29 protein-coding genes are annotated in these 22261 nt (G+C 60.3%); 15 read left to right on the forward strand and 14 right to left on the reverse strand.

What is annotated here, in order from left to right:
- Positions 1 to 43: 43 nt before the first annotated feature.
- The 10 genes from J5289_RS08050 (at position 44) to recO (ending at position 8583) form a co-directional block, all read left to right on the forward strand.
- Positions 44 to 2269 (forward strand): bifunctional (p)ppGpp synthetase/guanosine-3',5'-bis(diphosphate) 3'-pyrophosphohydrolase, encoded by a 2226-nt coding sequence (locus J5289_RS08050; protein ID WP_142829773.1) that lies wholly within the window; start codon positions 44 to 46, stop codon positions 2267 to 2269.
- A gap of 188 nt (positions 2270 to 2457) precedes the next feature.
- Entirely contained in the window at positions 2458 to 2607 is a 150-nt protein-coding gene (locus J5289_RS08055) for a DUF3563 family protein (RefSeq protein WP_111220403.1), read from the forward strand.
- A gap of 140 nt (positions 2608 to 2747) precedes the next feature.
- Positions 2748 to 3338, forward strand: coding sequence for a DUF2062 domain-containing protein (locus tag J5289_RS08060; RefSeq protein ID WP_111220404.1), 591 nt, complete (start codon positions 2748 to 2750; stop codon positions 3336 to 3338).
- 33 nt (positions 3339 to 3371) lie between these two features.
- The gene (gene acpS / locus J5289_RS08065; RefSeq protein ID WP_209183297.1) at positions 3372 to 3776 is read left to right on the forward strand and encodes a holo-ACP synthase; all 405 of its coding nucleotides are present in this window, start codon (positions 3372 to 3374) and stop codon (positions 3774 to 3776) included.
- A gap of 114 nt (positions 3777 to 3890) precedes the next feature.
- Positions 3891 to 4634: a signal peptidase I gene (gene lepB, locus J5289_RS08070; RefSeq protein ID WP_209183298.1), complete on the forward strand. Its 744-nt coding sequence runs from the start codon at positions 3891 to 3893 to the stop codon at positions 4632 to 4634.
- Positions 4631 to 5350 carry a ribonuclease III gene (rnc, locus tag J5289_RS08075; RefSeq protein ID WP_142829767.1) on the forward strand — a complete coding sequence of 240 codons (720 nt, stop codon included), beginning with the start codon at positions 4631 to 4633 and terminating at the stop codon, positions 5348 to 5350. The genes lepB and rnc overlap by 4 nt, the downstream gene beginning before the upstream one ends.
- Before the next feature lie 8 nt (positions 5351 to 5358).
- On the forward strand, positions 5359 to 6306 hold the full coding sequence (era, locus tag J5289_RS08080; RefSeq protein WP_111220408.1) for a GTPase Era: 948 nt from the start codon (positions 5359 to 5361) through the stop codon (positions 6304 to 6306).
- 77 nt (positions 6307 to 6383) lie between these two features.
- Positions 6384 to 7136 carry a Crp/Fnr family transcriptional regulator gene (locus J5289_RS08085; protein ID WP_142829764.1) on the forward strand — a complete coding sequence of 251 codons (753 nt, stop codon included), beginning with the start codon at positions 6384 to 6386 and terminating at the stop codon, positions 7134 to 7136.
- A gap of 231 nt (positions 7137 to 7367) precedes the next feature.
- On the forward strand, positions 7368 to 7736 hold the full coding sequence (locus J5289_RS08090) for a response regulator (protein WP_374108578.1): 369 nt from the start codon (positions 7368 to 7370) through the stop codon (positions 7734 to 7736).
- A 67-nt stretch (positions 7737 to 7803) separates the two neighbouring features.
- Positions 7804 to 8583 carry a DNA repair protein RecO gene (recO, locus tag J5289_RS08095; RefSeq protein ID WP_209183299.1) on the forward strand — a complete coding sequence of 260 codons (780 nt, stop codon included), beginning with the start codon at positions 7804 to 7806 and terminating at the stop codon, positions 8581 to 8583.
- A gap of 13 nt (positions 8584 to 8596) precedes the next feature.
- Here the strand turns inward: recO and J5289_RS08100 are convergent, their stop codons facing one another.
- Positions 8597 to 9445: an MOSC domain-containing protein gene (locus tag J5289_RS08100; RefSeq protein WP_209183300.1), complete on the reverse strand. Its 849-nt coding sequence runs from the start codon at positions 9443 to 9445 to the stop codon at positions 8597 to 8599.
- 8 nt (positions 9446 to 9453) lie between these two features.
- The gene (locus tag J5289_RS08105; protein ID WP_209206596.1) at positions 9454 to 10107 is read right to left on the reverse strand and encodes an HD domain-containing protein; all 654 of its coding nucleotides are present in this window, start codon (positions 10105 to 10107) and stop codon (positions 9454 to 9456) included.
- Between the two features lie 300 nt (positions 10108 to 10407).
- On the opposite strand from J5289_RS08105, the gene J5289_RS08110 reads away from it, so the two are divergent.
- A complete protein-coding gene (locus J5289_RS08110) occupies positions 10408 to 10743 on the forward strand; it encodes a hypothetical protein (RefSeq protein WP_209183302.1) in 336 nt (111 codons plus the stop codon).
- A 260-nt stretch (positions 10744 to 11003) separates the two neighbouring features.
- Positions 11004 to 11210: a hypothetical protein gene (locus J5289_RS08115; RefSeq protein WP_209183303.1), complete on the forward strand. Its 207-nt coding sequence runs from the start codon at positions 11004 to 11006 to the stop codon at positions 11208 to 11210.
- Positions 11211 to 11238: 28 nt separating this feature from the next.
- On the opposite strand, the gene J5289_RS08120 is transcribed toward J5289_RS08115, so the two are convergent.
- The 8 genes from J5289_RS08120 to J5289_RS08155 form a co-directional block, all read right to left on the reverse strand.
- The gene (locus J5289_RS08120) at positions 11239 to 12045 is read right to left on the reverse strand and encodes a mechanosensitive ion channel family protein (RefSeq protein ID WP_142829754.1); all 807 of its coding nucleotides are present in this window, start codon (positions 12043 to 12045) and stop codon (positions 11239 to 11241) included.
- A gap of 59 nt (positions 12046 to 12104) precedes the next feature.
- Complete coding sequence (locus J5289_RS08125; RefSeq protein WP_209183304.1) at positions 12105 to 12629, reverse strand: tyrosine phosphatase family protein; 525 nt, start codon at positions 12627 to 12629, stop codon at positions 12105 to 12107.
- Positions 12626 to 13246: an HD family hydrolase gene (locus tag J5289_RS08130; protein WP_209183305.1), complete on the reverse strand. Its 621-nt coding sequence runs from the start codon at positions 13244 to 13246 to the stop codon at positions 12626 to 12628. Before J5289_RS08130 ends, J5289_RS08125 begins: the two co-directional genes overlap by 4 nt.
- The gene (locus J5289_RS08135) at positions 13243 to 14082 is read right to left on the reverse strand and encodes a folate-binding protein YgfZ (RefSeq protein WP_209183306.1); all 840 of its coding nucleotides are present in this window, start codon (positions 14080 to 14082) and stop codon (positions 13243 to 13245) included. Before J5289_RS08135 ends, J5289_RS08130 begins: the two co-directional genes overlap by 4 nt.
- Before the next feature lie 78 nt (positions 14083 to 14160).
- Positions 14161 to 14910 (reverse strand): hypothetical protein, encoded by a 750-nt coding sequence (locus tag J5289_RS08140; RefSeq protein ID WP_209187377.1) that lies wholly within the window; start codon positions 14908 to 14910, stop codon positions 14161 to 14163.
- A 16-nt stretch (positions 14911 to 14926) separates the two neighbouring features.
- Positions 14927 to 15184 carry a hypothetical protein gene (locus tag J5289_RS08145; RefSeq protein WP_142829924.1) on the reverse strand — a complete coding sequence of 86 codons (258 nt, stop codon included), beginning with the start codon at positions 15182 to 15184 and terminating at the stop codon, positions 14927 to 14929.
- Between the two features lie 110 nt (positions 15185 to 15294).
- On the reverse strand, positions 15295 to 15720 hold the full coding sequence (locus tag J5289_RS08150) for a TIGR02301 family protein (RefSeq protein ID WP_142829922.1): 426 nt from the start codon (positions 15718 to 15720) through the stop codon (positions 15295 to 15297).
- Positions 15721 to 15779: 59 nt separating this feature from the next.
- The gene (locus tag J5289_RS08155; protein ID WP_209183309.1) at positions 15780 to 16196 is read right to left on the reverse strand and encodes an NUDIX hydrolase; all 417 of its coding nucleotides are present in this window, start codon (positions 16194 to 16196) and stop codon (positions 15780 to 15782) included.
- A 133-nt stretch (positions 16197 to 16329) separates the two neighbouring features.
- On the opposite strand from J5289_RS08155, the gene J5289_RS08160 reads away from it, so the two are divergent.
- Genes J5289_RS08160 through J5289_RS08170 form a run of 3 tightly spaced genes read left to right on the forward strand, consistent with a single transcriptional unit; the run spans position 16330 to position 18110 of the window.
- The gene (locus J5289_RS08160; RefSeq protein ID WP_209184086.1) at positions 16330 to 16650 is read left to right on the forward strand and encodes a YnfA family protein; all 321 of its coding nucleotides are present in this window, start codon (positions 16330 to 16332) and stop codon (positions 16648 to 16650) included.
- A gap of 42 nt (positions 16651 to 16692) precedes the next feature.
- A complete protein-coding gene (locus tag J5289_RS08165; RefSeq protein ID WP_209206595.1) occupies positions 16693 to 17457 on the forward strand; it encodes an SOS response-associated peptidase in 765 nt (254 codons plus the stop codon).
- A gap of 35 nt (positions 17458 to 17492) precedes the next feature.
- Entirely contained in the window at positions 17493 to 18110 is a 618-nt protein-coding gene (locus J5289_RS08170; protein WP_209184087.1) for a LysE/ArgO family amino acid transporter, read from the forward strand.
- On the opposite strand, the gene J5289_RS08175 is transcribed toward J5289_RS08170, so the two are convergent.
- The 4 genes from J5289_RS08175 to J5289_RS08190 form a co-directional block, all read right to left on the reverse strand.
- The gene (locus J5289_RS08175) at positions 18107 to 18247 is read right to left on the reverse strand and encodes a hypothetical protein (RefSeq protein WP_162854772.1); all 141 of its coding nucleotides are present in this window, start codon (positions 18245 to 18247) and stop codon (positions 18107 to 18109) included. The two genes, J5289_RS08170 and J5289_RS08175, sit on opposite strands and share 4 nt — an antisense overlap.
- Before the next feature lie 252 nt (positions 18248 to 18499).
- Positions 18500 to 19360: a CDP-diacylglycerol--serine O-phosphatidyltransferase gene (pssA, locus tag J5289_RS08180; protein ID WP_111220425.1), complete on the reverse strand. Its 861-nt coding sequence runs from the start codon at positions 19358 to 19360 to the stop codon at positions 18500 to 18502.
- Between the two features lie 21 nt (positions 19361 to 19381).
- The gene (locus J5289_RS08185) at positions 19382 to 20080 is read right to left on the reverse strand and encodes a phosphatidylserine decarboxylase (RefSeq protein ID WP_209187378.1); all 699 of its coding nucleotides are present in this window, start codon (positions 20078 to 20080) and stop codon (positions 19382 to 19384) included.
- 112 nt (positions 20081 to 20192) lie between these two features.
- Complete coding sequence (locus J5289_RS08190) at positions 20193 to 22079, reverse strand: ABC transporter ATP-binding protein/permease (RefSeq protein WP_209183312.1); 1887 nt, start codon at positions 22077 to 22079, stop codon at positions 20193 to 20195.
- Between the last annotated feature and the right edge of the window lie 182 nt (positions 22080 to 22261).

A 22261-nucleotide genomic window follows, 5' to 3' on the forward strand; every position in this document is an offset into this window, starting at 1 on the left:
TCATCCGATTGGCGCGCTTTTCTTTTTACCGGAGTAGCGTTGGATGATGCGGCAATACGAGCTTGTAGAGCGAGTTCAGAAGTACAAGCCCGATGCCAACGAAGCGCTTCTGAACAAGGCTTATGTCTATGCGATGCAAAAGCATGGACAGCAGAAGCGCGCCAGCGGCGATCCCTATATTTCTCATCCGCTGGAAGTCGCTGCGATCCTAACGGATATGCATCTCGACGAGTCGACGATTGCGGTCGCCCTCCTGCACGATACCATCGAAGACACGACGGCAACGCGGGCCGAGATCGACGAGCTTTTCGGTGAGGACATCGGCCGGCTGGTCGAGGGGCTGACGAAGATCAAGAAGCTCGATCTCGTCACCCGCAAGGCAAAGCAGGCTGAAAACCTCCGCAAGCTGCTGCTCGCCATCTCCGACGATGTGCGCGTATTGCTGGTGAAGCTCGCCGACCGCCTGCACAACATGCGCACGCTCGACCACATGCCGGCAGACAAGCGCGCCCGCATCTCGGAAGAGACGATGGACATCTACGCGCCGCTTGCCGGGCGCATGGGTATGCAGGACATGCGCGAGGAACTGGAGGAACTGTCCTTCCGCCATATCAATCCGGAAGCACACGACACAGTCACCAAGCGCCTTGAGGAGTTGTCGCAACGCAACGAGGGGCTGGTCAAGAAGATCGAAACCGAGTTGCGCGATCTCCTGGTCGCCAACGGCCTCGACAATGCCGTCGCCAAGGGCCGGCAGAAGAAACCCTATTCCGTCTTCAGAAAGATGCAGTCGAAGTCCCTGTCGTTCGAGCAACTGTCGGATGTCTATGGCTTTCGTATCATCGTTGACGACCTGCCTGCCTGCTACCGGGCGCTCGGCATCGTCCACACGCGCTGGCGCGTCGTTCCCGGTCGTTTCAAGGATTACATCTCCACGCCCAAGCAGAACGACTACCGTTCGCTGCACACCACCATCGTCGGCCCGTCGAGCCAGCGCATCGAGCTGCAGATACGCACCCGGCGCATGAACGAGATTGCCGAATACGGCATTGCAGCTCACGCGCTATACAAGGATCAGAACGCGGCGGAAGGCGATCTGCTGTCGCGTGAAAGCAACGCATACTCATGGCTGCGCCGCACTATCGAGGCATTGGCGGAGGGTGACAGTCCGGAGGAGTTTCTCGAGCATACCAAGCTCGAACTGTTCCAGGATCAGGTCTTCTGTTTCACGCCGAAGGGCAAGCTGATCGCGCTGCCGCGCGGCGCAACGCCGATCGACTTTGCCTATGCCGTGCATACAAACATCGGCGATACGACAGTCGGTGCCAAGATCAATGGTCGGATCATGCCGCTCGTCACACGGCTTGCAAACGGCGACGAGGTCGAGATCATTCGCTCCGGCGTGCAGGTACCGCCCGCCGCCTGGGAAGAGATCGTCGTTACCGGCAAGGCGCGCGCCGCCATCCGTCGCGCCACCCGCATGGCCATCCGCAAGCAATATGCCGGCCTCGGCTACCGCATACTCGAGCGTACCTTCGAGCGGGCCGGCAAGATCTTCACCCGAGACGCGCTGAAGCCGGCGCTGCACCGGCTCGGCCAGAAGGATGTCGAGGATGCCATTGCTGCTGTCGGGCGAGGGGAGATGTCGTCGCTGGACGTGCTGCGCGCGGTCTATCCCGATCACCAGGACGAACGGGTGACGGTTAAGCCTGCCGGCGACGAGGGCTGGTTCAATGTCCGCAGCGGCGCCGGTATGATTTTCAAGATACCTGGCCAGAGCAAGGTCGCCGATCTCGCCAATGCCGGCATTGACGACCTCGAAACCCTGCCGATCCGCGGACTGGCCGCCGACGTGGCCGTGCATTTCGCGCCGACGGGCGCAGTGCCCGGGGACCGTATTGTCGGCATCCTCGAGAAGGGCCGGGGAATCATCATCTATCCCATCCAGTCGCCTGCGCTGCAACGCTTCGACGACCAGCCGGAATGCTGGATCGACGTGCGCTGGGACCTCGACGAGGCCAACAAGTCGCGGTTCACCGCCCGCGTGCTGATCAATGCTCTCAACGAACCCGGCAGCCTTGCCAAGATCTCGCAGACCGTCGCCGACATCGACGTCAACATCCGCATCTTCAATACCGTGCGTGTTGCAGCCGATTTTACCGAGATGGCGCTCGATGTCGAAGTCTGGGATCTGCGCCAGCTGAACCAGATGTTGCTGCAGTTGAAGGACCTCGACTGCATTGCCACTGTTAAGCGTCTTTATGAATAATTAACCGGGCCGCAGGCACCGGAGGCGCCATGTGCATCTTTTATGATCGTTTCTTAGTCATTTTGTCGCAGGTAATAGCCTACGTATGCATAGAATGCATGGCTGCACTGGTAATCGGGCGTTGGTCATTAACGCCTGCACGAGCTATATTCACCTCATCGAAAGAACAACCAGATGAGGAAATGACAATGTTTGGTCCCTTCAAGAAATTCGCCCGCGCCCTTCGCGTTCCTAGTGTTGAAGAACGCGAAATGGCTTACCTCAACGGTTCTAACGACCGCTTTGACCTTGAGTATCGTCAGCGTCAGGTCGACCGTGGTGCATTCCGCAACCGTTAATCGACAGTAGACTTACGAAATGGGAAAGGCGGCGTGCAAATGCAACGCCGCTTGCGAGTGGTAAAACACTTGCATCACTCGGAAAAAGAAGCGCATGAGCGCTCTTGTCATCGCGGCTTCGCCTGCACTAGATATGCCGCATGTTATTTCGCCGAAGAAAACCACAGAAGCTAACTGAAAAGCTGCGCGACATGGTCTGGCCCCGCAAGGGCTTCATGCGTCCTGTCCGCTATTTCCAGAGACGCATCGTTCGCCTCAGTGCTTCCCCGCATGCCATTGCGGCTGGTTTTACTGCAGGCATCCTTGTTTCATGGACGCCCGTGATCGGTGTCCATATCGTCATCGCTTTCGTGCTGGCTTACATCGTTCGCGGCAACCTGCTCGCAGCGACCCTCGGCTGCCTTGCGGCCGGCAATCCTTTTACCTACCCCTTCATTTGGGCCATCACATGGGAGATCGGGCATCTGATCCTCGGGCGCGATAGCGGCAACCAGGGCGGATCCATCGACCTCCCGGCGCTGTTCCACCAGCTCGACGTCTGGCAATTGTGGGATGTCGTCCTGAAGCCGATGCTGATCGGCGCCATTCCCCCTGCCATCGTCTCTGGTGTCATCGTCTACAGCATCACGTTCTACGGTGTCCGGGGCTTTCAGCGCCGCCGCAAGGCACGGCTTATGGAGCGCGCCCGCGACCGCGTCACGCTTGCAGTCGAGAATGCATCCAGCGTCTAGGCGCAATGTATCGCGTCTACCAGGAGATCCGGCATGATCATCGGCATCGGCAGTGATTTGATCGACATCCGTCGGGTCGAAAAATCGATCGAGCGCTTCGGCGAGCGTTTCACCGGACGTTGCTTTACCGCCCTCGAGCGCCAGAAATCCGACAGCCGCAAGAACCGCGCGGCGTCGTACGCCAAACGTTTCGCGGCCAAGGAGGCCTGCTCGAAGGCTCTTGGCACGGGGCTTGCCCAGGGCGTCTTTTGGCGCGACATGGGCGTCGTCAATCTCCCGAGCGGCAAGCCGACCATGCAATTGACGGGTGGAGCTGCCGATCGCCTTGCCGCGATGATGCCGGCTGGCCACAAGCCCGTCATTCACCTGACCATTACCGACGACTTTCCGCTGGCTCAAGCCTTTGTGATCATCGAGGCTGTGCCCGCGACATCCTGATGCCTTGCTTCAGTCGCTTTTCATGCGGGTGGCATTGCAGCAGTGATATGAAGCGGCTAGAGAGTGCCTGACAGTCAATTGCGCCGGTGGGGTGCAAAAAAGGAATAAGACTTCGTGTCCGAGAAAGCCGTAAAGCAGCCGAATGCCCTGTGGGAAAACGTCAAAGTCATCGTTCAGGCATTGCTCCTGGCAATGGTGATCCGGACGGTGCTTTTCCAGCCCTTCACCATCCCGTCCGGCTCGATGATGCCGACGCTGCTGGTTGGCGATTATATCTTCGTCAACAAGTTCGCCTATGGCTATTCGAAGTACTCCTTGCCGTTCTCGCCCAACCTCTTCAGCGGGCGGATCTTTGCAAGCGAGCCGAAGCGCGGCGATGTCGTCGTCTTCCGGTTCCCGCCAAATCCCGAGATCGATTACATCAAGCGCCTTGTCGGCCTGCCGGGCGACCGCATCCAGGTCAAGGACGATCTTCTCTATATCAACGGCCAGGCCGTACCGCGCGCCCCGGACGGCAGCTTCACGTCGGATTACAAGCAGGATCCGGGCGAAGACGTCCCGGTGTTTCGCGAAACCTTCGAGAATGGCAAGACCTTCGACACGCTCGATCAGTCGCCTGTGTCGCGTGGCGACAACACGCAGGAGTTCGTCGTTCCGCCAGGCCACTATTTCATGATGGGCGACAACCGCGACAACTCGCTGGATAGCCGTTTCGACGTTGGATACGTGCCGGCTGAAAACCTTGTCGGTCGCGCAAGCGTCATCTTCTTCTCGCTGGGCAACGACACTTCGTTCCGCGAAATCTGGAAGTGGCCGAGCAACATGCGCTGGAACCGTATCTTCAAGGTCGTGCAATGACCAAGCTACAGGCACTTTCGTCGGCCGACCGTGCCAGACTTGAGGCAGCGATTGGCCACGAATTTGCCGAAAAGGAACGCCTCGACCGCGCGCTGACGCATGCCAGCGCGCGCACGGAAAAAGGTGCCAACTACGAGCGCCTCGAATTCCTCGGGGATCGCGTGCTCGGGCTTTGTATCGCAGAACTGCTGTTCAGCACCTTCGGCAAGGCGGACGAGGGGGAACTCTCGGTTCGCCTCAATCAGCTTGTCAGCGCCGAAACCTGTGCGCAGGTGGCCGACGAGATGGAGTTGCATCTCTTCATTCGCACCGGTGCCGACGTCAAGAAAACGACGGGCAAGCGGATGCTCAACGTCCGCGCCGACGTCGTCGAAAGCCTGATTGCCGCGCTCTATCTCGAGGGTGGCCTGGAGGTGGCGCGGAAGTTCATTTTGCGCTATTGGGAGGGGCGGGCCATTCGCGCCGATGGCTCCCGGCGCGATGCCAAGACAGAATTGCAGGAATGGGCCCACGCAAAGTTTGCCGTCAGTCCGGTTTACCGGATTGAAGACCGAAGCGGACCGGATCATGATCCCCGCTTCACGGTGACGGTGGAGGTGGCGGGAACAAAGCCTGAGACTGGGACAGATCGCTCCAAGCGCGCCGCCGAACAGGTGGCCGCGACCAAGATTCTGGAGCGCGAAGGCGTATGGCAGAGTTCGTCTGCCGGAAAATGACGGAAAAAATGACCGATACTGAAGACACAAGCGCTGTTGACGGCGTGGCCGTAGCCGATGAACGCCCGACACGCTCGGGCTTCGTCGCCCTGATCGGACCGACAAACGCCGGCAAGTCGACCCTCGTCAACCGCTTTGTCGGGGCGAAGGTGTCGATCGTCAGCCACAAGGTGCAGACGACGCGCGCCATCGTGCGCGGTATCGCAATCCACGACCGCACCCAGATTGTCTTCATGGACACGCCCGGCATCTTCAAGCCGCGCCGCCGGCTGGACCGCGCCATGGTGACGTCTGCCTGGGGCGGCGCCAAGGATGCCGACCTGATCATGCTGCTGATCGACAGCGAGCGCGGTCTTCGCGGCGATGGCGATGCCATCCTCGAAGGCCTGAAAAACGTCTATCAGCCGAAGATCCTGGTGCTGAACAAGATCGACCAGGTCAAGCATGAAGACCTGCTGGCGCTGGCGCTGGCTGCCAACGAAAAGATCCCCTTCACCCAGACCTTCATGATCTCGGCCGAAAAGGGCCACGGTTGCGAGGATGTCATGGACTATCTGGCAAAGACATTGCCGGAAGGTCCTTGGTACTATCCGGAAGACCAGATTTCCGATCTGCCGATCCGTCAGCTGGCCGCTGAAATTACCCGCGAAAAGCTGTTCCTTCGCCTGCACCAGGAGCTTCCCTATTCCTCGCATGTCGAGACGGAGAAGTGGGAAGAGCGCAAGGATGGTTCGGTGCGCATCGAGCAGGTGATCTACGTCGAGCGCGACAGCCAGAAGAAGATTGCACTCGGCAAGGGCGGCGAAACGATCAAGGCTATCTCGAGCGCATCCCGCAAGGAACTCGGCGAAATCCTGGAGCAGACGGTTCATCTCTTCCTGTTCGTCAAGGTCCGTGAAAACTGGGGCGACGATCCGGCCAGGTTCCGAGAAATGGGGCTGGATTTCCCGAAGTGACCCTCACTTTGGTACTCCACCCACAGGCTTCCTAACGGCGGGTCCGGACGGTCTCGCAGCAAGTTGCAAAGTCAGCTATGAGCAAGACCGCCAATACGAATGATACCCGGACCCCATGCGAGCTTTGCCCGCTGAGGGCGAAGCCGAGTTTTCGGGAGTTCGATGCCGACGAGCTCGATTTCGTCTCGCATTTCAAGCGTGGCGAACTCGCCGTCGATGCTGGCGCGACAATCCTCGTCGAGGGTTCGCACAGCGCCCACCTTTTCACCGTGCTTTCCGGCTGGGCCTTTCGCTACAAGGTCCTGGAAGACGGTCGCCGCCAAATCCTTAATTATGTCATGCCCGGTGACCTTCTAGGTCTGCAGGGAACGATCATGGGCGAGATGCAGCACTCTGTGGAGGCACTTTCGCCGGTGACGCTCTGTGTGTTCGAGCGCGACAAACTGATGACGCTGTATAACAGGCATCCATCACTGGCATACGACCTGACATGGATCGCGGCACAGGAGGAGCGCATCCTCGATGAGCACCTGCTCAGCATCGGCCGGCGTTCGGCGCTGGAAAGGGCGGCCTATTTGCTGGCCTATCTGCATCAGCGTGTAAGTGCCATCGAGCTGTTCAGCGGCAGGACTGTGCTGCCTGTCACCCAGCAGCATATTGCCGACACTCTGGGTCTTTCGATTGTTCACACCAACAAAACGCTGAAGAAACTCGCCGAGCGCAAATTGATTCGCTGGCAGGAGCGCGGTTGCGACGTGCTGGACGGGCAAGGATTGGCCGATCTGGCGGAATGGAGCGGGATAAGCGGAGGTAAACGCCCATTCATTTGATATCCGAATGAAAATACATGTCTTTTTTAAATGCTTAACCGCAGGAAACAGCATAGGTAGAGCGGGTCGTTAATTATAGGCGTTTGCACAACTATGGTAAGATGGCCCGAAACGACTACAATAGAGGGAAGGCAAATGCCTTCCATCGACATGGCTGCGCGGAACGCCGGAGACCAAGATGAGACTTCTACTGGCAGACTGCGCTTCGCACCGGCCTTCTTGGCAAGAAAGATGCCAATGATTCCGCAGCGCGTTCTCGTTCTCGAAGACAATCTTATCATTGCGATGGAAGCGGAGGAAATCCTTCGTGAAATTGGCTCGACCAAGGTCGAGCTGGCGTCGAACCTCGACGAAGCTTTGGCAGCGATTAACCTCGGCCAATATGATCTGGCTCTCCTCGACGTCAATCTTGGCGAAGCGATGAGTTTCAATTTTGCACGGCTCCTGACGGAGCGCGGCATCCCCTTCGGTTTCGTCAGCGGATACTCCGATACGCAGGAGTTCCCGGATGACCTGCAGGATGCGCCACTGCTGGTGAAGCCGTTCGACGAACGGGCCATGCTGCAGTTCCTGGCCAAGATGTTTCCGGCCACCGTCTGAAGCGGTTCTCGTGACAGCCTGCCTGCTTTCCACTAGACTTGCGTCTTCATAGGGACGAGTGCGTCGGATGCAGTGGCAGGACCAAGCCATCATTTTGGGTATCAAGCGCCTTGGCGAATCGAGTGTGATCGCCGAGATGATGACCCATGGCCATGGTCGACATCTGGGGCTCGTCCGCTCCGGCCGCTCGCGGTCGATGCAGCCTGTGCTGCAGGCCGGGAACCAGGTCGAAGTCACCTGGCGCGCGCGGCTGGACGAGCATCTCGGCGAATTCCGCGTCGAGCCAGTGCGTCTCCGCGCAGCCCGGCTGATGGAAACGGCGACGGCGGTCTACGGGGTCCAGGCAATGGCAGCACTTCTTCGGCTGCTGCCCGAGCGCGACCCCCATCCTCACCTCTACAACGCGCTCGACGTCATTCTGGAGAACCTGCATGATCCCGCCGATGCCGGCGAGCTTTTCGTGCGCTTTGAATTGGCCGTCCTCAACGACCTCGGCTTTGGCCTCGATCTGGCGGAATGCGCTGCGACCGGCGTGAGGGAAGACCTCGTCTACGTTTCTCCGAAGTCGGGCAGGGCCGTCAGCCGGGCTGCAGGTGCTCCCTGGGCAGACAAGATGCTGGCGCTTCCGGCCTTTCTGGCTGTCGGCAACGGCAAGGCGGCGGACGGGGAAAGTCTGGCCGCTGCGTTTCGCTTGAGCGGCTTCTTCCTCCATCGCCACGTCTACGAGCCGCGGGGCATCGATATCGGCGCAACCCGCCACGGTTTCGTCCAGTCGGCACTGAAGGCGCTGGACAGGGCAGCAGCAGCAGCTGAGCTTGAAGAATCCCCCCAAGCGGTGCCGCTTTAGACCGGTGCGCCACTCACCGTCGTTTGAACGCCCAGCCTTCGCTGCGCTCTTCGATGATCTTCACGAGGTTGCCGACCTCGATCATGCCTTCGCCACGGGGCACGGTATTCCAGCCGAACAGCGGGCCGGGGACGCGCCGGTCTGCAGACATCCTGAGGCGTCCCATGGAAGGCATCGGGTTGGCGACGTCGCGAGAGCCGGTGAGTTGATCCTGGGTGGTCATGATGCAGCGGGCGCAGGGTTTGACGAGATCCATCCTAATGCCGTTGATCTCGATCGCCGCCCACCGATCCTCCTGCCACGGCTCTGGACAATCGATGACGATATTTGGGCGAAAGCGATCCATTCCGACGGGCGACGAGCCATGGGTGGCAAGGTCCTCGTTCAGAGCGGACAGCGAGCCGGTTGTCGTCACCAGGATCTGGAAGCCATCGGCAAAGGTCACAGGCGCTGCACTGCCGACCCAGGCTTCCTCCGCGAGGCGTTCCGATGCGTCGTCAAAAATCGCGAGTTGCACCTCTCGGCCGAGCCAGCCGGATAGTGCCCGGTTGGTTGCCTCGTCGGCGACAGCAGCACTGACGATCGATTTCCAGATGTCCACGTCGAGACGCGCGACCGGGCTGGGGCGCTGGACAACGATATCGCTCTTTCCCTCCATACGCAGGAGGAGTGATCCACTACTAATCTCTACGGTGATCCGGGCCAGCAGCGGCAGTTCGCGCTGGGTGATCGCTTTTCCGTCGGGAGCCACTACCATGGCGCGCCGGTCGCCGACGAGGCCGAAGGCATCGACCGCCGAGGCCTGCAACGCAATACCGCGTGCGCTCTTCACGGGGTAGATAAACAGGTCGCTGATACGCATGCTGCCTCTCAGATTTCATCGATGAACATGGAAAGCACTGTTTTCAGACGTTCGTGCCGCGCCTTGGCCATGGCCGCCCCGGTCTTCGTCTGGAACTGATCGGCCAGTTTGAACAGCTTTGTCTCGAAGTGGTCAATCGCAAAGCGCTTGTCGTCGAGCGGTCGCTGGGTGGCCAGAGGATCGAGGGGATCGTAGAGACCGGAGCCAAGACGTCCGGCGATGTAGAAGCACCGGGCCGCACCGACCATGCCGATTGCGTCCAGCCGGTCGGCATCCTGCAATATTCTCGCCTCCAGCGTCTGCGGCGGCAGGTTAGCGGAAAAGCTGTGGGTGGTGATGGCGTGCGCCACTGCTGCAATGTCGTCAGGTGACCATCCCATGCCCGCAAGGACGCCTGACGCCTTGTCTGCCGCAAGCGCCGAAGCCTGATGACGCATCGGCGAATCTTTCTCGACCGAGACACAATCGTGCAGCAGGACAGCCGCCGTCAGGATGCGCCCGTCACCGCCATCCACCGAGCGGATATGCATGGCGTTTTTGAACACCCGGAGGATATGAGCGATGTCATGGGAGCCATCGTCGCTATCCGCTGCATGGGCCACGAGAGAGGATGCCAGTGCACCGAAAGGAGAAAAGGCTTCCGACAGCAGGGTATCACGCATCGCCGTTCCTATCGTTCATGAAGAATCGGCCTCGTTGGACCGGGCCCGATCCTAGCTGATCGGGGGCGGGAGACGATACCCGTTATCCACGGGCGCCATTGTTTGCAATTGCCATCTCGCCTTCTTCCGATTGCAGAATCACACCGGTAGCGTCGCGTGGGTAGAAATCACTATGGTTAATGACCATTAACTTTTTGTTTTGACCCGGAGCGCAAATCGGTTTACTTCTTAATAAATGATTTAAATTGTACTGCGTCTAACCGACGTCGCATGAGGCGGCACCTTCCCTAGGAGGTCCCTATGTCCCATGTATCAGTATCAACATCTTCCTATCCCTACCGTGGAACTCTTCTCCGCCTCGATACCAATGGCGACGGGCTGTTGAGCCGTGAAGAAATTGCGGCAGATCAGCGCCCCGGCATCATGGCTGCCAATGTCGACGAGCAGCCGAGCGTTAGTACCAGCAGCAGCGCGCTGGTCAGTCTGGTCGCAAAGCTGATGCAGATCCCGACCGATGGAAATGGCGCTCCCCTGATGGGCGGTGCTGCGGATGTAGATTCCGAAAGCGATGCGCAACCAACCGATATCTATCGCAACACTTATGGCCAGTATGCCCTGGACGACATGGCGGCCTGACCAACTTTCCTGACGATGCCGCCGCGACTGGCAGGTGTCGCCACTTATTTAACGATTTCGATTTGCGTGTACCTACGCGTTTTATAGCCGGCAGACATTGTTGGCCCAATTTACATACCGGCGATGATCGCCTGGTTTTCCAGCCCCACCCGTCTTGAGCAGTTGTGATTGCGAAGGCTCTTCATACGCCGCAACCGAACCGACGTGCGCCAATGCGCCGAAGGAAGGGTCCATTTATGTCCGCTACGGAGACCACGGCAATGTTGAAAACAGTTCAGTTTCCGCAAGGAATACATATTCTTGGATCGCAGGCCGCTTCTGCGCCCGGCACGGAGATCGGGAGCAGGGTCAGGCACGACGCACTCGAGGACTATCTAGCCGAGATGCAGGCCGAAATGTCTGCCTACACGGACCTGGCCGCACCCTATGAGTTCGGCCGTTCTTTACCCGTCAATAGCGCCGTATAACTTGCGTCCCGATCGCGACAAGCGAGCATCAGGAAATCTCGATCTCCCTGGCATCGAGTGACGCCTTGGTTTTGCGCATCATCTCGCGCGTCGTGGTGCTCCAGCCGCCGGTGCTGACCCAGTATTGCAACGTCACACTGATCGTTCCGCCGAGGCTGTTGACATAGGCAGTCGGCGCGGGCGTTTTCTCCACGTTGGGATCGCTTTCCGCTATCTCCATCAGCGTCGCCAGCACCGCATCGATGTCGCCTTTCGAACTGACGCCGATGGTGATCTTGTGCTTGCGGCTGGGCTCGCGGCTGAAATTGGTGATCGGCGTGTTCCAGAGCGTCGAATTCGGGGCCAGTCGGTAAAGGCCTTCCGCCGTCCTTAGCTCCGTGGCGAACAGCCCGATTTCCTTGACCGTGCCGGTGACGCTTCCCGTCTCAATATACTCGCCGACCCGAAATGGCCGCAGCACCAGCAGCATGATGCCGGCAGCTATATTCTGAAGCGTACCCTGCAGCGCCAACCCGACGGCAAGCCCCGCAGCCCCGAGAGTGGCAATGATCGATGCCGTCTGCACGCCGAACTGGCCGAGCACGGTGACGAACACCAGAATGAGCAAGCCATAATAAAGGACATTGGTGAAAAAGCGCGCCAGTGTTTCATCGATGCCGTGGACGCGTGAAATGCCGGCGAATGCCCAGCGGCTGACGAAGCCGGCCAGGACCCAGCCGGAGATCAGCAGGATGAGCGCTCCCATGATCGAAAACGTATATTGAACGGCCAGCGCACTCGCCTGCGTCAACGCAGTCCGTGTAGCGACGATAAGGTTCGCTGCCTGATTTTCCATGATGATAGACCAGCCTTTTCTGCAATGTCGGGCGGTAGATGGAGCAATTGCCGGCCCGGTCAACCAGCCGGGTCGAGCGGCAAGACGAAAGGCATGTTGCCGTCGCTGTCCGCGCCACGCCCGGCAGCCTTGACCGCTGCGACCAGTCTGCCCTGCCGTCCCAGCAACTGATCGCCAAACGCCACTAGTCTTGAATTCGGCGTTGCCTGCGGTGATGCGCGGCGAAGGCGAGCGACGAGGGCGACATCGTCTACATCGGGATCGATTGCCAGTGCTGCGATCAGCGCTGCTGCCGGCGAACGGGAAACACCCATCCAGCAGTGGATCAGCAACGGGGCGGAGCGGTCCCAGCTTCGCGCAAAGGCGATGATCTGCTCGACATGGGCTTCCTGCGGTGCGACCAGCTTGTCATTGCCGGCAAAAGTGATGTCGTTCATGCCGAGCAGCAAATGGCGGTCGGCCGAGATCACAGCGGGCCGGTGAAAGCTGTGCTGCTCGGCCATCAGGCTTATCATCTCGCGGGCTGCGTGGCGCACAGCCATCTCGGCAATGCGCTCGAGCGGTGAAACGATAATGGCGCTCATCGTGCGAAACCTGCGGCTCTGCGTCTTTCCGCCTCCAGCGCCTCAAACCGGGCGAGGAACAGCGCTTGCGCCTCTATGGCGGGCAGGGGATCGATCGGCAGCATCTCCTGGACGATGTCGCGCGGCTGGCCGAAGAATTTCCTCGCCTCGACAGGTGTGAAACCGGCGAGAACGGTCGCTTCGAAATAGGCGGCGATGGTGTCCGCCTTCTTGATGTTGTCCTTGAGCAACCGCGACGGATGGGCGGGCAGGCCGAAGCGCAGGTGGATGGCGGCTTCGAGCCGCTTTTCCACGGCCTTGTAGCCGCCGCCGACCACTGCCTTGAACGGCGAAATCATGTCGCCGATGACATATTCCGGCGCGTCGTGCAGCAGGGCCACCAGCAGGTCATCAGCTGTACTCGGCACGATCCGCCGCAGAATATCCTCGACGACGAGACAATGCTGTGCGACCGAAAATGCGTTGCTGCCGGACGTCTGGCCGTTCCAGCGGGCGACGCGCGCCAGCCCGTGGGCAATATCTCCGATTTCGACATCGAGCGGCGAGGGATCGAGCAAATCGAGGCGACGCCCCGACAGCATGCGCTGCCACGCACGCGGTTCTTTCGTCGGTGTCACGCCGTGGCCTCGTCGGCCTTGCTTGGGAACGAAAGCCCGGACCAGGCGGGCAGGGCCAATGCCACAGGAAGTTCGCCGGCAAGGATCGGCGTGTCGCTCGCCATGGCTTCTCCCGCCCTGTCGATGCGAACTATGGCAAGGCCTCTGTTGGCAGAGACAGAACCCAATGTGCCGATCGGCTTCCCACCGGCAAGAAGGACGGTTCCGGTTTCCGGGAGATCAGAGTCGGCCGAGACCAGCACCAGCCGCTTGCGGGCGGTGCCGCGATGCTGCATGCGCGACACCACCTCCTGGCCGACGTAGCAACCCTTCCGGAAAGAGAGCCCGCCATTCAGATCCATCAGGACATCGTGGGGAAAGGCGTCCTGCAACGAAAAGTCGATACCGGAGGAGGGAACGCCCGCAGCAATCCGCGCGGCGTCGTAGATGGCGACGGGATCGTCGCCATGGGCGCCGGGAAGGCGTTGGAGTGCAACGCCGGCCTTCGCAAAGCGGCTGTCGGCATATCCGCCGTTGCCAGCGTCGCCCCAGCTGACGGTCACGCCCTGCTCGTCGGAAGCCGTAATCTCGACCGCCGCCCTAAGTCGGTACATCGAAAGCCGCTTCAGCAACGCTTCGCCCTGGACGCTGTCCGTCTCGACGACAAAGCCGTCACCGTCGCGCCAGATCATGAAATCGAACATGATCTTGCCCTGTGGTGTCAGCAACGCTCCCGGACGCGCTTCGTCTGCGGCAAGGGCGCCGAGATCGGTGGTGATCAGGTTTTGCAGGAATGATTCGGCGTCCGCGCCGATGATGCGCAGCAGTGAGCGGTCATTGAGAAATACGGCTGGCATGGGCAATCCGTCACGTTTGTGCTGAGGCCTGAAAGTAGGCGTGACGGGAGACGATCGCAAGTTCCCGCCGCTGGCAGGCTATTCGCTGGCCGAGAAGAACTTCCACTTGCCGTCTGGCGTAATGCCGACCCGGTAGAAATTGTAGCCACCGAATTCTAGCATGTCGGAGTAGTCGCCGGCCGTGACGATCCGCATCAGGTCGACCTTTTCAGGCGCCGTCAGCGTCTTGATGTCTTTTCCGGCGAAGTACGGCCAGACATACATTTCATTCGGCGTTCCCTGGCCGACATGCGCAAAGCCGGTCGACAGCAGGTCGAGAAGGATCGACATCACCTCGATACCGTCCTTGTCGCCGGAGAGGTCGTGAAGGGACTTGATCGGGTCTTCGCCCGGATCGTCAGCCGTTACCTGCGTCTGGTTAAGACCGCCGCCGACATTCATCAGCGGGCGCAGGCGTTCCGGATCGCCGGAGGCGGCGGCCTCGACGATGGCCTCGCGCAATTTGCGCACCGCGTCAGGCGCCTTGTTGATATCAAAGAGGAATTCGACAGATTTGGTTGGAGTGCCGCTCGCTGGCGCACTGTCGCCTGTGCTCGGCGCGGCCTGGCTGTTCACCAGCGGGTCAGGCATGGGGATGCCCTTGCTGGGTGCTTCCAATGCCTGCAGGACGGGCTTCTCGCGTGGTGTAGCAGGAGCTTGCTTCACAGCATCGTTAAGGAGCGAAAATGCAAAGGCGGGTGCGGCCGGCATGGCGCTTGCTGCCAGAAGCGTCGCAGCCATCACGGAGGTGACAGACTGTCGCAGAACATCGCCCATGGCACGCGGCATAAAAGATCTCTTGAGGTTATTGCAGGGAACGGATCGGCGAGAACTCGCCCGACAACATGCGTTCACGGAGCGATTCGAGCAAGGCCTCGGCACCCTGTTCGCCCTGAAGGCGTATGGTCTCGCGCAAGGCATGGGCGATGGCGGCGCCGGCAATGATTTCCGGTTCGATACCGTCGGCTACACCGTCCGCCCAGGCTTCGTTCTGATATTCCAGAGCCGCCTGCATCTTCTCATGGACGATCATGTCGTCGATGTCGTTGAGGCTTGGTTCCATCATTTTCTTTAATCCTCGAGAACGCCCGGTGTACTTACTGCCCGGTTAACAAGTTTAACAGCCTTTTCCTAAAACGACACGGGTCGCTATGGAAAGAGGTTAATAAAGCGTCAATTTCCGAACCGCGCAGTTATTTCGCCAGCGAGTGTTGCACCTTCGTTACGGTACTGCTGTTCGGCGGTCATAGCCTGTGGCGTGCAATCCGTATAGACGGAAGCGAAAGATCTATAGCCACGGTTGAATGCAGCGGTCATTCGTTCCTTCCTTTTCGGCTCGTTCTTCGTCTCCGTGTCCAACAGTTTTTGCATGGCTTCGCGCCAATCTTGCGGCTCTGTTGGCGCACACAGGTGACGGAGATAGGTCACCGAGCCCAGAATTTCACCCAGCCGAAGTAGCTTATCGTCGTAGGGCGCTGGGGTCCCCGCATCTGCCGGCGGCGGATCCGGTACAGGCTCTGCCTTGGGCGACGCCGCCTCAGCCTGGATGGCGCACAGCGATAGCAACAGCGAGATGACGATGACAGGCCGGGGAATCATCGTGCCAGTTGACAGGCTGCGGAGGGTGCGAGCAAGTGGTCTGGCCGCTTCTCCCGCAATTAATGCGTTTGCGACAGCTTCTCGACACATTCGAGAACGCTCTGTGGCACCGGCAATGCCCTGATCTCGTCGAGCGTGAACCAGCCGACTTCAGCCGCATCGTCGGCGGCAGTGGCAACCGCATCCTCGTCGGCGTCTACCAGAAATACGGACAGAATAAAGTGGCTGTCTGCACTGCCGTCCTTGCCAGGATGGCGAAGATCGTAGGTCGCAAAGGGCCGGGGATTGCTGACGGCAATACCGGTCTCCTCCTCGAACTCGCGCAAAGCCGTCTCGGCCGGTGTCTCGCCGGCCTCCGCCCGCCCACCCGGAAAGGCATACATGTCCTTGGACGGAGGATTGCGGCGCAGCACGAGCAAAAACCGTCCGTCGCGCTCGAGGATCGCGGAGGATGCAGGCTGTGGAGTTGGGGTCATGGGGCACCCTAAACTGTTGAAGCAATTGCTCTCAACATCGCATGCTGCAGATTATTCATCTAGCTTTGACGACACCTTCGCAGCAATGCCATATCCTAAACCAAAAGATAATTGGCGGCATGGGTTGCGAATGATCACGTACGGGCTTTACGCATTGGCAGCGCTAGCGGAGATTGCCGGCTGCTTTGCCTTCTGGGGCTGGATGCGGCTGGGCAAGACGCTCTGGTGGTTGGCTCCCGGCATGCTGTCGCTGGCGATGTTTGCCTGGCTTTTGACACTCGTGCCGAGCGAGGCGGCCGGTCGCACGTTTGCCGCCTATGGCGGCATCTATATCGTTGCGTCGGTGCTGTGGCTCTGGCTGGTCGAGGGCCGGGCGCCTGACCGTTGGGATATTTCCGGTGCCGTGGTTTGCCTGGCGGGAACGTTGCTGATCCTGTTTGGCCCGCGCGGCTAGCGTGGCCTTGACCGGACCTGCGGTGAATGCAAGACAGATCTCATGTGTGGCCGATTTGCGTTGAAAGCGACGCCCGAAGAGGTGCGGGAATTGCTCGGGCTCCTGGAACTCGAGAGCTTTCCCGCGCGCTTCAACATTGCCCCGACCCAGCCGATCCTCGTGGTCGTTTCCGGGGAACGCCCGGATGCGGGCAGCAACCTCCCGGATCGTCGTGCCCTGCTCGTGCGCTGGGGGCTGACGCCCTCCTGGGTCAAGGATCCCAAGGCTTTTCCCCTGCTGCTCAATGCCCGTGCCGAATCGGCAATCGAAAAGGCCTCGTTCCGCGCCGCCATGCGCCATCGCCGCGTGCTGATACCCGCCTCCGGCTTTTATGAGTGGCACAGGCCCGACAAGGAGAGTGGCGAGAAGTCGCAACCCTACTGGATACGCCCACGCAACGGCGGCGTCGTGGTCTTTGCCGGATTGATGGAAACCTGGTCGTCGGCCGATGGCTCCGAAGTCGATACCGGGGCCATCCTGACCACGACCGCCAACGGAACGATTTCGCCGATCCATGACCGCATGCCCGTCGTCATCAAGCCCGAGGATTTCGCGCGATGGCTGGATTGCCGGACGCAGGAGCCGCGCGAGGTCGCAGATCTGATGGTGCCGGCCGACGAAGACCTGTTCGAGGCCATCGCCGTCTCCGATCTCGTCAACAAGGTTTCCAACATGGGCCCGGAGTTGCAAACGCCGATTGAAGTGCAGCCGCGCCTGAAGCCGGCGCGCAAACATGACCCGGGAGACGACCAGTTGCGCCTGTTCTGACGTGCCCTTGTCATTTTGTGGAATTCCCGATGCCAATTCTCTCTGCCGCTTTCTCCGGCGCCCTGCTAGGTGCCTCGCTGATCATCGCCATCGGCTCCCAGAACGCCTTCATCCTGCGCCAGGGGCTGCTGCGGTCGCATGTCTTCGTGCTTTGCCTGATCTGCGCGCTGTCTGATGCGTTGCTGATTGCCGCCGGCGTGGCAGGGTTGGGGACCGTAGTGGCCCAGTCGCCGCGGTTGATAGCCTTCGTGACCATCGGTGGCGCCGTGTTCCTCGGCACCTATGGCGTGCTGGCCTTTCGCCGTGCATGGCGGCCGCAGGCGATGCGCGCCGCCGGTGGCAACGGGCTGACCCTGCCGGCAGCAGTTGCGACCTGCCTGGCATTCACCTTTCTCAATCCGCACGTCTATCTGGATACGGTGCTGCTGCTGGGAAGCCTTTCCGCGGCCTATGAGGGAACGTCGCGGTTCGCCTATGGCGCAGGTGCCGCTGCGGCTTCTTTCGTCTGGTTCTTTGGGCTGGGCTACGGCGCGCGCTTGCTGCAGCCGGTTTTTGCCAAACCCGCCGCCTGGCGGGTCCTCGATGCAATCATCGGTGTCGTGATGAGCCTGCTTGCCCTCAGCCTGCTCTATAAATTCTATGCCGGCGCTTAAGCGATCTTCTTGGAGGTAGCCGACTTGCCCTTCAGCATCAGATGGGCGGCAGTCACGGCCTTGAGGCCGATCGGGCGGTAGAGCGATGCGAGGTCTGTCTTGGCCGGTTGTGTCGTACTTGTGTTGACGGTGCTCATTAGGATCTCCTTCCCAGGTGGTTGTAATGCTTTCTCTTTCACGGCCAATCGTGACGAATCGGAGGCGGTGCCGATCAGCTTTTGTGAACGTGCAGCATAATCCGCGAGCCTGACGCGAGGCCTGATTCGCGAATGCCGCATCAATGAGGAGGGAGATGGCACGCCAATGCGGGCCGCCGGACAGGCTGAGCAGCCGTCAGTATCTTCAGGCGGCATGGCGAGAGAGGGCGCCGATGCTGTCAGCTGGAGGTGTCAGATATGCCGGCCGATATCGTCGTTGGCGTCATCGACATCGGGGTCTGCAGGGCCGTTGATGGTGTAGGTGCCATATTTGCGCTGCCAGGAGCGGGCGCCAAGCGGTAGAGACAGGAGGTAGCCGGCCACGGTTACCACCATCACCTCCCAGGTGTAGCTCATCAGCAGTGCCACATAGACGACGACTCCGAGCATGATCGGAAGCACCAAGTCGCGGCGGATACGGCTGCCTTCGCTCTTGCCCGACCAGACGGGCAGGCGGCTCACCAGGAGGAAGCCGATGATGACGGTATAGGCTGAGGCAATGTAGCCGAATGTCTTGTCGGGCATGATGCCGAGGAAGCCGAGATAGACGGGTGCAAGCACCAGCATCGCACCCGCCGGTGCCGGGACACCAACGAAGTATTCGGATTGCCACGGGGCCTTGTTGTCGCGCTCGGCCATCACATTGAAGCGCGCCAGCCGCAGCCCGGCAGCGATCGCATAGATGAGGGCCGCGATCCAGCCGAGAGAATGGGCCTGGTTCAGCACGTAGACATAAAGCACAAGAGCCGGCGCCACGCCGAAGTTGACGATATCGGCGAGCGAATCCATCTGCGCACCGAATTTGGACGTCGCCCGCATCATCCGCGCAACCCGGCCGTCGACCCCATCGAGAAACGCTGCAACCAGAACCATCGCGACAGACAGTTCGAAGCGCTCCTCGAAGGCGAGCCGCACCCCGGTCAGGCCGGCGCAGATCGCCAGCACGGTAATGAGGTTGGGCACCATCAGCCGCAGCGGGATCTCCCGCAGGCGCGGGCCGCGTGCTTCTTCGTTTTCGCCGAGCGGTTCCAGCTGAGGAAATGGCGTCTTCATGTCGCGATCTCCCGGTGACGCTTAATCGCGTCGGCTGGTGGTCGGGCCTTTCAGCGACCCGAATTCGGCAATGACTGTTTCGCCGGCAATCGCCGTCTGGCCGAGCGTCACGCGGGGCGAAAATCCGGCCGGCAGGAACACGTCGAGGCGCGAGCCGAAACGAATGAGGCCGATGCGCTCGCCAGCTTCGATAGGCTCGTTGGACTGGGCGAAGCAGAGGATACGACGCGCCACGAAGCCGGCAATTTGTACGACGCCGATCTGGCCGCGCACGGTATCGATGACCATGCCATTGCGTTCGTTCTCGTCGCTGGCCTTGTCGAGCTCGGCGTTGAGAAAGTTGCCCTTGCGATAGGCGATGTTGCTGATGCGGCCGCGCATCGGCGCGCGGTTCACATGGCAGTTGAAGACGTTCATGAAGATGGAGATGCGCAGCATCGGTTCGACACCGAGGTTCAACTCGGCCGGCGGCGTGATCATCACAACGCTCGATACCTTGCCGTCAGCCGGCGAGATCACGAGGTCCTCGTCCTGCGGCGTCAACCGCTCCGGATCGCGAAAGAAGTAGGCGCACCAGAGTGTCAGGATCAGGCCGATCCAGAAAAGCGGCTTGAAAAACCACCCGAGGACCAGCGATGCCACGAAGAAGGCGGCAACGAAGACGTAGCCCTCCTTGTGAACAGGGACGATCGTATTGCGGATGGTGTTGTACAAGCTCATCGATGGCGGCCTTCCGTTGTTAGCCCTGACGCTGACTACAGGCAAAACGGGCGGCAAGCAATGCCGCCGAGACCGCCGCCCCCAGCTGATCGCGCCGGCGGCTCGCTGCTGATCAGGTGGCTGGCGATAGACGCACCACGACGCCGAGGTCGTCGCTCTCGCGAACCTGCTTCAGATGTTCTTCCGCCTGTGTCGCTTCGCGCTGGCGGTTCCACATGGAGGCGTAGAGGCCGTTCTGCTCCAGCAGGCCGGCATGGGTGCCGCGCTCGGCAATCTCGCCGCTCTTGAGAACGATGATCTCGTCGGCACCGATGACGGTCGACAGGCGGTGGGCGATGACCAGCGTCGTGCGGTTTTTCGAAACGACGTCGAGCGCAGCCTGGATCTCCTGTTCGGTCGTCGTGTCGAGTGCCGAGGTCGCCTCGTCAAGGATCAGCACTGGCGGCGCCTTGAGAATGGTGCGTGCTATGGCCACACGCTGCTTCTCGCCGCCGGAGAGCTTCAGGCCGCGCTCGCCGACCTTGGTCTCGAAGCCATCGGGAAGCTGGTCGATGAAATGGCCGATCTGCGCCACTTCGGCAGCAGCCAGAACAGCAGCGTCGTCGGCGTCCGGGCGGCCGTAGCGGATGTTGTAGGCAATCGTGTCGTTGAAAAGCACCGTGTCCTGCGGCACCATGCCGATTGCCCTGCGCAGGCTTTTCTGGGTGACGCTGCGCACATCCTGGCCGTCGATGGTGATCGTGCCGCTCTGGACGTCGTAGAAGCGATACAGTAGCCGCGACAGCGTCGACTTGCCGGCGCCGGAGGGCCCGACCACCGCCACGGTCTTGCCGGCCGGCACCTCGAAGGAGATGCCTTTTAGGATAGGTCGCGCCGCGTCATAGGCGAAATGCACGTTGTTGAAGGCAATGGCGCCTTGGTGGATCGTCAGTTCGGTAGCCCCGGACGCGTCGGTGACCTCGGCCTGAACCTCGAGCAGATCGAACATCTCCTCGATGTCTGTCAGACCCTGGCGAATTTCGCGGTAGACGAAACCAATGAAATTGAGCGGCACCGAGAGCTGCAACAGCATCGAGTTGACGAACACGAAATCGCCGACCGTCTGCGTGTGGTTGAGCACGGCGAAGGCCGAAAAGATCAGCATTACGGTGGTGCCGAGACCGAAGATCACGCCTTGGCCGAAATTGAGCCAGCCAAGCGACGTCCAGACATCGGTCGCGGCCTTCTCGTAACGCGCCATCGACTTGTCGAAGCGCTTCGCCTCCATCTCCTCGTTGCCAAAATATTTGACTGTTTCGAAGTTCAGCAGAGAATCGATGGCCTTGGTGTTGGCGTCTGTGTCGCTGTCGTTCATCGTGCGGCGGATCGAGATGCGCCAGTCGCTGGCCCGCACTGTAAACCAGATGTAGATGGTAACGGTCACGGCTGTTATCGCGAGGTAGGAAAAGCCGTAGCCCCACCAGAAGATCGCAGCCGTCAGCAGGAACTCTACGAAAGTCGGGACCGTGTTGAGGATCGTAAAGCGAACGATCGTCTCGATGCCTTTGGTGCCGCGTTCGATGACCCGCGAAAGGCCGCCGGTCTTGCGCTCCAGGTGAAACCGCAGCGACAGCTGGTGCATGTGCACGAAGGTGCGGAACGCCAGCTGGCGCACGGCATGCTGGCCGACACTGGCAAAAAGCGCATCGCGCAGCTGGTTGAGGGCGAGCTGGATCAGCCGAGTGACATTGTAGGCAATGACGAGGGCAACGGCCCCCATCATGAAGTTCGGTACGATGCCGTTCAGGTCCATCTTGCCGTTCAGCGCGTCGATCGACCACTTGAAGAAATAGGGGACGAGCAGGAGCACGAACTTGGAGATCAGCAGGAAGACCGAAGCCCAGACGACGCGCATCTTGAGATCGGTGCGGCTGGCCGGCCACATGTAGGGCCACAGATTGAGGATAGTGCGGAACGGATTGCTGGCATCCGCCGAAATCGTCTTCTTGCCGTCTGCCATGCAACTCTCCCGCATCACCGGGGATCTGGAGTGCCGGTCAGATCCGGTCGATCACGCGGTGTAAAAATGCCGCTGGTCTGTATGGCTTCACAAGCCATGCCGGCCGGGGCATCCGGCGCACGCATATACTATTCGATAGCCGTTCGAAAAGTTTTATGATCACTTTAACGCGAAGGAGCGGG

This window comes from Rhizobium sp. B230/85 (assembly GCF_019355735.1).
GTDB classification, from domain to species: Bacteria; Pseudomonadota; Alphaproteobacteria; order Rhizobiales; family Rhizobiaceae; genus Rhizobium; species Rhizobium rhododendri.